5 protein-coding genes are annotated in these 15,052 nt (G+C 61.9%); 1 reads left to right on the top strand and 4 read right to left on the bottom strand.

Annotated elements, in window-relative coordinates; translation table 11 throughout:
* Nucleotides 1–389: 389 nt before the first annotated feature.
* The 3 genes from nfuA to HX815_RS29340 all read right to left on the bottom strand — a co-directional run bounded on the left by nfuA (nt 390) and on the right by HX815_RS29340 (nt 4,429).
* Nucleotides 390–974, bottom strand: coding sequence for a Fe-S biogenesis protein NfuA (gene nfuA, locus HX815_RS29350; protein WP_003210817.1), 585 nt, complete (start codon nt 972–974; stop codon nt 390–392).
* Between the two features lie 59 nt (nt 975–1,033).
* Complete coding sequence (locus HX815_RS29345; protein ID WP_177029366.1) at nt 1,034–2,056, bottom strand: acyltransferase; 1,023 nt, start codon at nt 2,054–2,056, stop codon at nt 1,034–1,036.
* Nucleotides 2,057–2,137: 81 nt separating this feature from the next.
* Nucleotides 2,138–4,429 (bottom strand): fatty acid cis/trans isomerase, encoded by a 2,292-nt coding sequence (locus tag HX815_RS29340; protein ID WP_177029365.1) that lies wholly within the window; start codon nt 4,427–4,429, stop codon nt 2,138–2,140.
* Between the two features lie 164 nt (nt 4,430–4,593).
* On the opposite strand from HX815_RS29340, the gene metH reads away from it, so the two are divergent.
* Nucleotides 4,594–8,304 carry a methionine synthase gene (gene metH / locus HX815_RS29335; RefSeq protein ID WP_177029364.1) on the top strand — a complete coding sequence of 1,237 codons (3,711 nt, stop codon included), beginning with the start codon at nt 4,594–4,596 and terminating at the stop codon, nt 8,302–8,304.
* 45 nt (nt 8,305–8,349) lie between these two features.
* Here metH and HX815_RS29330 read toward each other — a convergent pair whose 3' ends face one another.
* Entirely contained in the window at nt 8,350–14,934 is a 6,585-nt protein-coding gene (locus tag HX815_RS29330; protein ID WP_177029363.1) for an NEL-type E3 ubiquitin ligase domain-containing protein, read from the bottom strand.
* Nucleotides 14,935–15,052: the final 118 nt, after the last annotated feature.

Below are 15,052 nucleotides of genomic sequence, written 5' to 3'. Positions count from 1 at the left end.
TTTTGATTTTGATCTTAGGCGCCCCGTCAACCACGATGGCCGCAAGTAGGCACGGTGGAGCGGGTAAATCGGCAAGGATGCCGATTTAGCCGCGCCGGGCCATGGATGGCCCGTCGCGGCGGCCCGCGGAGCCGTGCCGGAGTGCGGGCATGCCGAGCCTAAGCGAGGCACCGAGTGGTGGGGCAAAGACCTTTTGGTTACTTTTGGGGCGTTTGCCAAAAGTGACCCGCTGTAAGAGCGGAACCATAAGCCGCCGTTACCTAAATAACGGATATGTACACAACATACCTAACCTAAAACCTCACAACCCTAACGCAACCCACTGAATCCAAACCATAAAAAAACGGCGCTCACGGGGCGCCGTTTTTCACATCCGCAGCGAACACCCTTTAGTAGTAGGCGTTTTCTTTCTGCGTATGGTCAGTCACATCCCGCACACCCTTGAGCTCCGGAACCCGCTCAAGCAGCGTACGCTCAATACCCTCACGCAAGGTCACGTCCGCCTGGCCGCAGCCCTGGCAACCGCCACCAAACTTCAACACAGCAATACCATCATCAACCACGTCAATCAGACTCACCTGACCACCGTGGCTGGCCAACCCAGGATTAATCTCGGTCTGCAGGTAATAGTTGATGCGCTCGTTAATCGGGCTATCCGCATTAACATTCGGCACCTTGGCGTTCGGCGCCTTGATGGTCAGTTGGCCACCCATGCGATCAGTGGCGTAATCAACCACCGCATCGTCAAGGAACGCTTCACTGAACGCATCGATATACGCGGTGAAGCTTTTCAGCCCCAACGCCGTATCTTCAGGTTTTTCTTCTCCCGGCTTGCAGTAGGCAATGCACGTCTCAGCGTACTGGGTGCCGGGCTGGGTGATAAAGACGCGGATGCCAATGCCCGGGGTGTTCTGCTTCGACAGCAGATCAGCCAGGTAATCGTGGGCGGCGTCGGTAATGGTTATGGCGGTCATGGAAACTCCTCGCAGGCTTGCCGGCAGTTTACGCCAAATTATTACCGAGGTACAAAGTCCTAGTATTTTTGTCGGGAAAGAACCAACCGTTCGTCGCCATCGAACCAGCCTTTGAGCCGACGATAACTGCCCTTTTCCAGCCAGTGGTAGCTGGCCAGCGACCCAAGGGCGATCAGCACCACGCACACGCCGAGCATCACGTAGGCGTTAACCCCATAACGCTGGGCGACAAAACCACCCGCCGACAGCACCAGCACGTGCATCAGATAGACCGAGTAGGAACAATCCCCCATCACCTTGAGCAGCCGGCTGCGCTCGAAATAGCGTTCCATCGAGATACAGGCCACCACCAGCACCGCACTCGGCAAGCCCCAGGTCAGGGCCCGCGGCGATGCCGGCCAGTGATAGATCGCCAGCAATGCCCCCGCAATCCCCAGCAATGGAAGCCACAGCCCGGGGCGAATCCAGCCCTTGCGGTAGAGCATGCCGATGCCTATCCCCAGCAGGAACTCATACACGATGTCCGAACGATAGAAATCGCTGATCCAGCCGAAAGAAGTCCACGCCTGGCACACCGCAAACAACAACGCGCCCACCACCAGCACCCGCCACTGCCGGCGAAACAGCAACGCCCAGGCAAACAGCACGTAGAAGAGCATCTCGTAGTTCAGGGTCCAGCCGACATTCAAGGTCGGGTACACCCCATAACCACCGGGATTTTCGGAAGGTATGAACAACAAGGACATCAACACATGGGCCGCATCGACGCTCTGGTCCGGCAACACCGGCCGCGCAAACACCACCAGCAGCGCCATCAACAGCGTGTAGAACCAGTAGGCCGGGACGATTCGCAGCAGGCGATACAGCAGGAATCGCCAGGGCGGCAGCTGTTTGTTCTCGGTGGAGAGGAAGATCACCAGGCCGCTGATCACAAAAAACACATCCACGCCCGCCGCACCTTTGTCGACAAACAGGTGGCCCAGCGCCGAATCGGCCTTAAAGCCAAAGAAAATCTGCATGAAGTGATGACCCACCACGGTCCAGGCCGCCAGGGCGCGCAGTGCCTGTACTGAAATCAACATCGTCGACCCACTCTCCCAACCCTCGACACCGGTTATTCAGGTGCCTATGGCTTGGGACAGCCGTCGACGGTCAAAGGTCGATCAAAGATTCTCGTAGCGGTTCATGTCCAGCACGCCCTGTTCCACCGGCGTGGTTTCGCGGATGTACTGCGACAGGTCGTGGAAGTACTGCCAGAACTGCGGGTGACTGCGGCGGATGCCCCAGCGGTCGACAATCTTCTCGAAGCGATTGGCGTCCTTGGCATTCTCCATGGCCGCGACAAACTCCGGCACCTGCTGCGCCGGAATGTTGAACATGAAGTTCGGGTAGCTGCTCAGCACGCCGGGATAAATGGTCACGGTGTCCAGGCCCGGCTGATAGCGATAAGCCTCACCGAGCATAAAGGCCACGTTGCTGTGGGCGCGGTTGCGCAACAGGCTGTACATCTCACGTTTGCCGCTGCGGGTTTCGATGCGCAGCATGGTCGCTTCCGGCAACAGGTCGATCACCTTGAGCCCCGCCGCCGGGCGGTTGGTCAGGCGGCTCAGGGCCTGTTCGGCGTCCTGCAACGCAGGGTCAATGCCCGGACGCGAGCAATAGGCGCTGACGCAACGGTTGATCGGGTCCGGGCTGGCGTTCAGGTCGCCGTAGCGGGCCAGCAACTGGTTGGCGAAGTCGCGCTTGGGGTCCTTTTCATCGAGCTTGAGGCCCGTGGGCTTGTCATCGTCGATGGCTTCATAGTCCAGCCACAGCTTGACCTTGCCGCTGTTCTGGTACCAATCGTCAAGGAAGTCATCCCGAGAGTCCGCCGGCATCAGGCGCAGGAAGTTCTGCTCGGCACCGTTGCGGATCAGGTCGAAATACAGGCGCGTCTGGGCCTGATGGGAAACGTTGCCGAACACATCGAAATTCACCGCCAACTGGTAGTAGGTGCGCTCCAGCAGCGGATAGTCGAACAGCCACAGGGTTTGCGGCACTTCGCCAATCAAGCCCTTGGTCACCGAGGCGCTGTCGAAGTGACGGAAGATGCTCAACAAGGCGTTGTCGTTGCCCGCCCACAGGCTCGACCAGCTCGGCGGCGGCAGGTCGGCATAGCTGTCCCGGCGCAACGCTTCGTACTCGTTGCGCTTGTCGCGGTATTTGAGCCAGAGGCTGAGCACGCTGCCCACATCGTCAATCTGCCCCGGCATCGCCAGCAACGGCGTGGCCTGGCCGCGGTAGCGGGCATCGGTGATATACAGGTCGTGGTCGGGGTCCTGGAACAGGGTCCAGAAGTTGTCGCGGATCACGTCTGTCGCGATCTGGCCCCGGCATACCGGCCCGCGAATAAAGGTGCGCACGAAGTATTCGGCGTTATCCAGCATGAACTGGTAGCGCGCCTTGGCCGGAATCGCCTCGAAGGTCTCGAACGGGTTTGCGCGCCGGCCCGGCCCGTAGCCCGGCAAGGCTTGCACCTGCCAGTCATCGGTATAGAACAGCGACTTGATCCGGGCCATCTTCTCGGCGCTGAACGGATAGGTGATGTGAGTCTTGTGCACGATCACCCCCTGCACCGGCCACAGGCGGTAGTACACCTGGGTGCCCGGGTCGTCGTTGGGACGGCGAGTGTTGATCAGGTCGATCGGCTGCCCGCTCGGGGTGCGCGAGCGTACCCACTGGAAGAAATGCCCCGGCTCGCCGCCTTCAAAGTAGATGTGGGCAAGGAACAGGTGCTCGAACAACCAGCGCGCCACCAGGCTTTCCCGGGCCCCGGGTTGGTTGAACAGGTTTTCCCATTGCTGCACTTGCAAGGCTTCCTTGGCACTCGGGGCCAGGCCTTGTTCGTCGATCGGTGCGCCGGAGGCCAGCCAGCGTTGCAGGGTCTGGTACTGCTGGTCGGTCAGGCCGGTGACGGCCAGGGGCATGCCTTCCTTCGGGTGGTTACCTGCGTAGGCGTTGAACTCCCCCGGCATCGGGCAGGTGTTTTCGCGGCTCAGGCCCAGCACGATGTCGTCGGGCAGCTTGGCGTTGGGCGCAAGCGGCGCGTTATGCCCCAGCTCCAGCATGCGCGCCATCAGTGCGGCCTGGCTGCCCTGGGCGTCGAGTACCGAGTAGAAATCCTTTTGCTGCCAGGCGGCTTTGCCGAAGGCGTCATAGAACAAACGGGTGGGCTGGCTGGCCTGGCTGCGCTCGCCGTCGTACACCGGCACCTTGGTCGCGCCACGTGCGGCGCCTTCGGCACTGCCCAGGTTGAGCTGGCAGGCCGAGTCGTAGCAGGCGTGGCAGGCCACGCATTTCTCGGTGAAGATCGGCTGGATGTCACGGGTATAAGAGATCGCCGGGGCGGGACCTTCTGCCTGTGCGGTAAGGGCGAACAGCGCAAACGCGGCGCTGACGATGAGGCGAAGTGACATGTTTCCGGTCCCGATTCAATGCGTGCAGTGAAAAACCCGTCGATTCTACCGATGTAACGCCCCCGCCAACATGAGCGATATTCATGCAAACCCAGCACATGCTCTAAAAGCGCACAGGTTTGTTATGATCTTGGCCCTCCGTAATACCTGACCAGAGTAGTCCCATGCCCGATCGTAGCGCTCGTCTGCAAGCCCTCCACCAAGCCCTCAAGGAACGCATCCTGATCCTCGACGGCGGCATGGGCACGATGATCCAGAGCTATAAACTGGAAGAGCAGGACTACCGTGGCAAACGCTTCGCCGACTGGCCGAGCGACGTCAAGGGCAATAACGACCTGCTGGTGATCACCCGTCCGGACGTGATCGGCGGCATCGAGAAAGCCTACCTGGATGCCGGCGCCGACATCCTGGAAACCAACACCTTCAACGCCACGCGCATTTCCATGGCCGACTACGGCATGGAAGACCTCGCCTACGAACTAAACGTAGAAGGCGCGCGCCTGGCGCGCAAGATCGCCGACGCCAAGACCCTGGAAAACCCGGCCAAGCCGCGCTTCGTCGCCGGCGTGCTCGGTCCGACCAGCCGTACCTGCTCGCTGTCGCCCGACGTAAACAACCCCGGCTACCGCAACGTGACCTTCGATGAGCTGGTGGAAAACTACACCGAAGCCACCAAAGGCCTGATCGAAGGCGGCGCCGACCTGATCCTGATCGAAACCATTTTCGACACCCTCAACGCCAAGGCCGCGATCTTCGCCGTACAGGGCGTGTTCGAAGAATTGAACGTCGAACTGCCGATCATGATCTCCGGCACCATCACCGACGCCTCCGGCCGCACCCTGTCGGGCCAGACCACCGAAGCGTTCTGGAACTCGGTCAGCCACGCCAAGCCGCTGTCCGTGGGCCTGAACTGCGCACTGGGCGCGAGCGAGCTGCGTCCGTACCTGGAAGAGCTGTCGAACAAGGCCAACACCCACGTTTCCGCGCACCCGAACGCCGGCCTGCCCAACGAATTCGGCGAGTACGACGAACTGCCGTCGGAAACCGCCAAGGTCATCGAGGAATTCGCCCAGAGCGGCTTCCTGAACATCGTCGGTGGTTGCTGCGGTACCACCCCGGGCCATATTGAAGCCATCGCCAAGGCCGTGGCCGGTTACGCACCGCGCCCGATCCCGGACATTCCGAAGGCCTGCCGCCTGTCGGGCCTGGAACCGTTCACCATTGATCGCAACTCGTTGTTCGTCAACGTCGGCGAGCGCACCAACATCACCGGTTCCGCCCGCTTCGCCCGCCTGATCCGTGAAGACAACTACACCGAAGCCCTGGAAGTCGCCCTGCAGCAGGTGGAAGCCGGCGCCCAGGTGATCGACATCAACATGGACGAAGGCATGTTGGATTCGAAGAAGGCCATGGTGACCTTCCTCAACCTGATCGCCGGCGAGCCGGACATCTCCCGCGTACCGATCATGATCGACTCCTCCAAGTGGGAAGTGATCGAGGCCGGCCTGAAGTGCATCCAGGGTAAGGGCATCGTCAACTCCATCAGCATGAAGGAAGGCGTGGAGCAGTTCATTCACCACGCCAGGCTGTGCAAGCGCTACGGCGCGGCGGTAGTGGTGATGGCGTTCGACGAAGCCGGCCAGGCCGACACCGAAGCGCGCAAGAAAGAAATCTGCAAACGCTCCTACGACATCCTTGTGAATGAAGTCGGCTTCCCGCCGGAAGACATTATCTTCGACCCGAACATCTTCGCGGTCGCCACCGGCATCGAGGAACACAACAACTACGCCGTCGATTTCATCAACGCCTGTGCCTACATCCGCGACGAGCTGCCGTATGCGCTGACCTCGGGCGGCGTGTCCAACGTGTCGTTCTCGTTCCGTGGCAACAACCCGGTGCGTGAAGCGATCCACTCGGTGTTCCTGCTGTATGCGATCCGCAACGGCCTGACGATGGGTATCGTCAACGCCGGCCAGCTGGAGATCTACGACCAGATCCCGGCCGAGCTGCGTGACGCGGTGGAAGACGTGGTGCTCAACCGCACCCCGGAAGGCACCGACGCCCTCCTCGCCATTGCCGACAAGTACAAGGGCGACGGCAGCGTCAAGGAAGCCGAGACCGAAGAATGGCGCGGCTGGGAAGTCAACAAGCGCCTGGAACACGCGCTGGTCAAGGGCATCACCACCCACATCGTCGAAGACACCGAGGAATCCCGGCAGTCGTTCGCGCGCCCGATCGAGGTGATCGAAGGCCCGCTGATGTCCGGCATGAACATCGTCGGCGACCTGTTCGGCGCCGGCAAAATGTTCCTGCCCCAGGTGGTGAAGTCCGCCCGGGTGATGAAGCAGGCCGTGGCCCACTTGATCCCGTTCATCGAGCTGGAAAAAGGCGACAAGCCGGAAGCCAAGGGCAAGATCCTGATGGCCACGGTGAAGGGCGACGTGCACGACATCGGCAAGAACATCGTCGGCGTGGTGCTGGGTTGCAACGGCTACGACATCGTCGACCTGGGCGTGATGGTCCCGGCCGAGAAAATCCTGCAGGTGGCCAAGGAACAGAAGTGCGACATCATCGGCCTGTCCGGGCTGATCACCCCGTCCCTGGACGAGATGGTGCACGTCGCCCGCGAGATGCAGCGCCAGGATTTCCACCTGCCGCTGATGATCGGTGGCGCCACCACTTCCAAGGCCCACACGGCCGTGAAGATCGAGCCCAAATACAGCAACGACGCGGTGATCTACGTCACCGACGCCTCCCGCGCCGTGGGCGTGGCGACGCAATTGCTGTCCAAGGAATTGAAGCCGGCGTTCGTCGAGAAGACCCGCCTGGAATACATCGACGTGCGCGAGCGCACCTCCAACCGCAGCGCGCGCACCGAGCGCCTGAGCTACCCGGCCGCCATCGCCAAGAAGCCGCAGTTCGACTGGAACAGCTACACGCCGGTCAAGCCGACGTTTACCGGCGCCAAGGTGCTGGACAATATCGACCTCAACATCCTGGCCGAGTACATCGACTGGACACCGTTCTTCATCTCCTGGGACCTGGCCGGCAAGTTCCCGCGCATCCTCACCGATGAAGTGGTGGGTGAAGCGGCGACGGCGCTGTACGCCGACGCACAGGAAATGCTCAAGAAGCTGATCGACGAAAAACTCATCAGCGCCCGCGCGGTGTTCGGTTTCTGGCCGACCAACCAGGTGCAGGACGATGACCTGGAAGTCTACGGCGATGACGGCCAGCCGATTGCCAGGCTGCACCATTTGCGCCAGCAGATCATCAAGACCGACGGCAAGCCGAACTTTTCCCTGGCCGACTTCGTCGCACCCAAGGACAGCGGCGTAACCGACTACATCGGTGGCTTCATCACCACCGCTGGCATCGGCGCTGAAGAAGTGGCGAAGGCCTACCAGGACGCCGGCGACGACTACAACTCGATCATGGTCAAGGCCCTGGCCGACCGCCTGGCCGAAGCCTGCGCCGAGTGGCTGCACCAGCAGGTGCGTAAAGAGCACTGGGGCTACGCCAAGGACGAAGTGCTGGATAACGAAGCGCTGATCAAGGAGCAGTACAGCGGTATCCGCCCTGCCCCGGGTTACCCGGCGTGCCCGGATCACACCGAGAAGGCCCAGTTGTTCCAACTGCTGGACCCTGAAGCCCAGGAGATGCACGCCGGCCGCAGCGGCGTGTTCCTGACCGAGCACTACGCGATGTTCCCGGCAGCGGCCGTCAGCGGCTGGTACTTCGCTCACCCGCAGGCGCAGTACTTTGCGGTGGGCAAGATCGACAAGGACCAGGTCGCCAGCTACACCGCCCGCAAGGAGCAGGACCTGAGCGTGACCGAACGCTGGCTGGCGCCGAACCTGGGTTACGACAACTAAGTTGTGGCGCGCTGGCCCGGGCGTCCAGCCGGCTGGGCGCCCGGGTCAGATCCCCAGATCCCTCCTCGCCCGCCCCGAAAGCCTGAGCGCCAGTGCCTGTTGCTCGGCAAGGTTTTCGGTGTCCAAGGCTGCGACTTCGCTCAGGTATTGGGCGCTGAGGTCCGGGTGAAGCTCCTCGAGGGCATCTACCTTGACCTGATGCGCCTGGGCCAACACCGAAAACTCTTCCGGGTACAGCTTCTGCAAGTAGCTGACCCAGTACGGGCGCTTGACCAGCTCCTGCATAAACACCGGGGTGCTCTCTCTGGCCACAATGGCGGTATACGCCTGATCGATGTTGGCCTGGGTCACCCGGGACAGGTTGCGGTACAGCATGGTGGACGGTTGGTGAGGCAGATCCAGGCGCTCGGCCAGGCCAATGCGGTAGGCCAGGCGAATTTCCGCCGGGTCGATGCCGGGGCTGCGGTTGATCGCTTCGCCAGCAATGCGCTCCGCTTCATCGAGACGGATCATGCGCCGGGCCAGGTTGAACAGCGTGGTGCCTTCCTGCCCGGGCGCAAGGGCCCTCAGGGCCTTGAACTCATACACGCTGACTTCAAGATCACTGAACAGGAGGATCCAGCCGTCACCACAGGTAGCCCTTACCCGCATCGCCTGGGCCTGGCCAAATAGTTGTTCGCGCAAGTGCGGGTATTGCTCCGCCGCCTCAAGCACCGCCCACACCCGGCGAGTCAGGTCGGCGCGGTCGTGCAAGAAATCCTGGGCGTTCTTCAACTGGGAAATGATGTAGAAAAAATCCTCGCTGTTTTCGGCCTGCTTGAGCACGCTCCATACCCGGTGGCGGGCCGAATCGGCGGCAATACCCGAGAACCATTGGGCCTTTTGTTGTTCCGGGGTCAAGAGTTCAGGGTGGATGTCCGACCCGGAGCTGCTATCGGTACTGTGGTACCCCTCCAGTGCGTCTTCCAGTTCCTCGGCGGAAAATCCCAGGCCACAATCGGTCTGCTGCTGGTAGACGCGCAAGCGTGCAAGATCTTCCTCAAACAGCAGGTTATCGGATAGGTCCGTGCCCCACATCAGAGCGCTGTGCTGGGGCAGCAACGCGTCTTCAGGGATGGTTTCGATACGGTTGCTGCGCAGGTCCAGGTGGCGCAACTGCGCAGCCTGGAGGACACCCTGCGGCCACGCCAGAAGGTTATTGCCGCGCAGTTCCAATGACTGCAATTGAGGCAGGCTGCTGATGTCCAAAGAATCGAGGACGTTCTCACTCAGGTCCAGGCGCTCCAGCGCGGTCAGCCGATTGAGCTGGCCCTGCAGCTCGCTGCGATAGCGCAGTTCGTTATGGCTCAGGTGCAGCTCGGTAAGTGTCGAGCATTCGCCGACGGCGTCGGGCAGGCTCATCAGGCCATTATTGTTGAGAGTCAGGGTACGCAGCTTGGGAAACGCCCGCAGGAACGCATTGGAGCCCTGCTCAGTAAGCTTGACTGCGTTGAGGTTCAACACCCTCACATGGGCCAACGGCTCGGGTAACGCCGGCAGGTCCCCCAGATACAGGTCGTTCAATTGAAGGACCTCGCGCCCATCGCCCGGCGCAACCTCGGGGTGCGCCCGCAAGGTATGGCGCCAACTGTCGATAAGCCTGTCGGCCGCGCGACGACGGTCCACCGCGCTGACCCAGCCGCCCCCCTGGCGATAACCGCGAATATCGATCCAGTCGTTCAACACCCGCACCATACCCCGGTAGCCCGTGCGCCACCGAACCAGGCATGCCTCGACCTCCAGTGCGCCCAGGCCACTGGCAAGCAGTTCGTCAATGCGCCGTACCGCATCGCGCGTGGACAACGCCGGGTCTATTTGTTGCAGACGCTGCGCAGGTGTCTGCCGAACTTCACTGTTGGGCACCTCTACCTCCAGCGCGAGGAGCAGATCGGGACTGTCCGTGACCTCCAGGGGAAAGTATTCCGGATCGCCCCCCGTTCTGCCCTCCGCCAGCCCTTCGCGGGGAATGCCCAAGGGTTTGTCCAGGTAAAAGCTCGGGCCAAAAACCGGCAGCATGGCCGGTGCGACGTTCAACGGATTGTCCTGGTAGGTACGCAGGGCAAAACGCTGTATGTCGGCACAGGCCGGCAAGGTCAGGCGACAGCCACGCACGTTGCTGCTGAGCATCAGCAGGTCATGGCCGGTCAGTGCAGCCTGGGGGATCGTGGTAATAGCGCTGTAGCTCAGATCCACTTGACGCAGTTCGGGTAATGCCAGCCAACCTGTCGGCCAGGCGGTGGTCGCGGTGTGGCTCAGGTTCAGGCTGCGCAGCTGGTTGAGCCCGCTGACATCCAGGGTACCCACACGGTTGTAATCCAGGTTCAACCCTCGAAGCGTGACCAGGGCGCTGAGGCGCTGCTGTATCGCCTCAGTGATCGTCAACTGGTTGTGCGCCAGGTCCAGCTGTTTGAGAGACCTCAACTGCGTCAGGGACGCCGGCAGGTCCATCAGGTTGCTGCGGCTCAGGTCCAGGCCGTGGATTTGGGTGAACTGGGGGAGGAAATCGTTCAATGCCGCCACTGAAACCCGGGTGCCTGCGAGGTTCAAGCGCTGCACGTGGGCAAAAGCTGCGGCCGGCATCAGCGGCAAATCCCCCAGTACCGTACCCGACAGGTCCAGCATGACCCCCTCGGAGGCGGCTGGCGAAGAAGGCCCGGCCACCTCACGGGGGGAGGCAAAACGTCGGTCGAGGCCATCGCGCCAGTAAGCCATGAGCTTGTCTGCCGCACGTTGACGATTGAGCGGGTCCACCGGTCGCCGGTCGACCTCCACTTCCCTGCCCTGCCACTCTTCCAGCGCCTGCTGCAAGGTTGCATGTTCATCCAGCAAGGCGTGCACACGGGTCAACTTGGCGTCACTGGTCAACCGATGGCGCCGCAGGTACGCCAAGGCACTGGGCGCAAACGCCGGGTCGCTGTCTTTCAGGCGTCGCAACGCGCCTTCACAATAAGCGTCCACCATCAGCACTTCATCCACCAAATGCCCCGGGTGGTTTTTCACGTGCTGATACACCGGCATGAACGCACGCCGCTCAAACGCTGCCCAGTTGAGGGTAAGGCCACGCCACAGGCGCTCGTGGCCCTCAAGCATTGCCGCAGGCATGGTATTTATCCCGGTCGCCAACAGGTCGAGCGTCTCCAGTTTGTCTAACGTCAGAACACCTACCGGCCACTCTTTCAGGGCGCCCGCCACCCGCAAGGCAAGCAGCTGTTTCAAGCCACTGACATCCAACGCGTCCAGCGCGCCCGTCAGGACTAACCGGCGCAATTGGCTCAACGTGTTAAGGCGTTGCAAAAAGGCCGGCGAATAGGTCAAGCCCCAGCCGTCGATCGACAACTCTTCAAGCTTGGGAAACAGCCCGAGGCCCGCGGCAATCGCTTCGACATGGGCGGGCTCGGTAAACACATTCAGGACTTCGACGTTGGAGAACTGCTGCGCAAGCCTGGTGCCCTGGGCGCCCGCCAGGGTTTCGCCGCTTACGCCCAACCCTCGCACATGGGAAAAATCAGCATCCAGCGCCGGCAAGTTACCGGCCTTGCCCAGTGACAGATAGGCATGGGGTTTCAAGCCCCGGTACGCGCCTTCGCGCCAGCAATTGATCAGGGTGTCGGCCGTATGTTGTGCCCCCGCCTGAGCACTGTTTTGCGTCACCCACTGATCCAGGGTCATGCGTAACCGGGTCAGTTCGCGCTCGCGGTTGCCTATCAACTCATAGATCTGTGGAGGACGCTGGCCGGCCTGCAACAGGCTTTGCACAAACAGCTGGGCCGCCTCATCGCTGAGGTTGGGGTAAACATCGCGAACCCTGGCCGCCAGGGCGGCATTGGGTGCCTGGGCCGTACCCCGGCCGCTCAGGGCATAACCTAATGACCCGCTCGCCTGACGCAACGCCGGGCGAGCCATGGGCGCGCGTATCTTCAGCACGGCGGCCATTTCGAGGCGGTGTGCCGTGGCATACCGCGCCAGGGCTTGCTGCAAATCGACATCCGCGCTGGCCAGCGGCAAACCCAGTGACTGGCGCAGGGTCACGGGCAAGGCATGGACGATTGATGGATAGAAATTACGACTGCCGGGGACCGGACTGTTAAGAGGAGCCCCCTGCAGGTCGCACGCCAGGAATGTCTCGCCTTTTTTGACCAGGTAACGGCGCACTGCCGCGTCTTCAGGCCCAACCTCAGCCAGCAAGCGCCCACTGGGATTGTCGGCGCGCAGTTCCAGGCGCAGCGTGGGAGACCAGCCCGGCAGTTGCTGCAAGCAATGCAACGCCAGCCGGTCACTGTCCAGGCTGGCGAGCGCCGGCAGGTACAAGCCGGCCAACGCACTGCTCAGGCGACGTTGCTGCACCGCACGCCGCGCCAGGTTATCCAGGCGCGGCGCAACACCGGTTCGGCCGAGTATCTGCAGGCGTTCCTTATCGCTGGCCGTACTGATAATTTCGTTGATCGCGCCTCGGGACAAAGAAGCAAAGCGGCGCTGCAACACTGCGCCCTCGGGGGACAGCAGTGCAGCCTGTGGCGGCGCGCCGCGAAACAACTGCAACGTATCGGCCAGCACGGCAGGCATCGGCAAACCATCTATGTGGACCTTGCGCAACAGGTCATCACTGATGCCGCTGATGTCGCCAAGGGCGCTCAACGTTGCATCGCTGATTCCCTGGGTTTCATGACCCAGGCGCCTCAGCAAGGTCAGGCGGTCCCATTCCAGTGGGCGTTCATGGGTATGGCGCCAGGCACCCGCCTGGTTGTGTTCAAGGATCGGCTGGTACGCGGCCGGATTGTTCGGATGCTGGATCTGCCATTTTCGAGTCCGCGCATCAAAAGCCTTTTCATAAAGGCCCTCACCCAGACGCACGTACATCTTGCCGCCCTGCGCGTATTGCCCCTGGGCATTGGGCTTGAGTGATGCATCCAGAACGGTATGACTGCGGTAGGCCGCAAGGTCGGGTTTCCACAGGCGCCTTTCGCCGTTCGGCAACTTCACCGGCACCAGCCCATCGACCCATTTCGACACCTGGATAGCGGGCGCCCGGCCAGCGAGGGCTGCCGCCCCGCCCAGGGTAGCCATGAACCCGAGATTCAGCGCCACCGACTCCAGGTGCTCCCATGCCGCATCCATATCGCCCTCCTGCCAGGATTCGATGCCGTGATAGACCTCCAGGCCCAACTGAATCGCCGTGACCGCCAACAACAGCTCCCCCAGGCCGGGCACCATGAATGCGGCCACATTCAATGTGTTCAAACCCATGCTCAACCAGTGAGCATGGCGTGCCTGTGCGGCTTTTCGATCAGCCTCCGCAGTGGGCACCGCCAGGGTTCTGGCATTGTCCTTGAGGCGCTGTACATGCCGCTCGTAGAGCGCGCCGAACAACTCCCCCTCGATCAACCGTTCTCGCCGGTTCAAGTTGATTTGCTCGTCGTAGACCTGCTCCTTGTAGCCACGCGGGTTCCAGGTGAAGGTGTAGAGTTTTTCCTTGAGGCGCTCAAGGAACTGCGGCGCCTGTTGCTGAGGTACCAGGCTGGCAAACAACTGCTGATAGGCAGGTGAGCGCAGGTTCACCGCCAGCTCCTTGTCGAACGCCTGCATAGACGGGTATTCCTTGAGCGGGCACTGCGGCGCGCCCGGAATCCAGGCCACCACCCGCGTATCAGGCGCCACGGGAAGCAGCCCGCTCACACCTGCCCCAGGAAACAAGGGCGGGATCACGGACCGGGTCGGTGCGACACCCGGCCCGATCAGCAGCACCTCCCCCAGCTCGCAGCCCAGGATCGACAGTTGACCGAAACGTACGACCTCGCCATCCAGCAGCGGCCGCGAAGTACCTGCCAGCACTTCACGCAACATGAGAAACACCGCCGGACCGATGTCGCCCTGCGCCCATGCGGTATACAGGCGTACCGTCAGCAGGTCTTTTTGCGCGCGAATCATCTGCTCCCGCACCACGGCCCGAGTGGCAGCGGCATCGAACACCTGCGCCAGGTGGGCCTGGTATTGCTGCCCCAGGTCCAGGGTGCGGCACAGGGGGGAAAAGGTTTGTGGAGTCATCGACAGGGTTTCGCTGTAGCGATAACGCGCCGCACGCGAGCCATCCGCCCGCGCCTCGCCGTAGTACTCGGTCAGCAGCGCACCTTCCGGCGCCAGGGCGCTGGTCTGTTCGAGGGCGATATCGGTGAAGTCTTCATCGCCCTCGAAGTTCAGCAACGCCGCCTGCAACAACGAATGCTGCTGCGGGGCCTGGCGATACCGCAGGTAATGCAGCTGGTTTTTGTGGACGTCCGGGGCCTCGCCCATCGCCTCGCGCAACGCCGCTTCCAGCTTGGGCTGGGCGAATTCGACAATGCCTTGCAGCGCGCCAAGGCCCTTGGCCAAGGCTTCGCGGGACTGACGGCTGGCCTTGCGACTGTCATCGAGTGCCTTGTTCAATGCGGGCGAGAGCGGGACCTTGGTGGCAGGCCGCTCCCTGCCGGGCAACAGTCCATGTTTGAGCCGGCGCACATCGACGGCGGCAATGTGGGCGACCCACGCGGGCAGGCGCTCCGTGATCAGGGCGGTGTGCAAGCTTTCGTCCGCGAGGGCGTTAGGTGGAGTAGACATGTGCGGCTTCCTGAGAACGCTTTTGGGAGGCCCAGTACAGCGAACAGGCGAGCGCCTTCGCAGGTAGATAAATGTTTTTGTGCACCTTGGCGCCGAACCTGGGTAACGACCACTGAGG

Origin of the sequence: Pseudomonas sp. E6002, from assembly GCF_013385565.1 — a bacterium.
GTDB lineage: Bacteria > Pseudomonadota > Gammaproteobacteria > Pseudomonadales > Pseudomonadaceae > Aquipseudomonas.
Note: the sequence above shows the minus strand (reverse complement) of the source record. Positions and strands in the feature narration are given on the sequence as shown.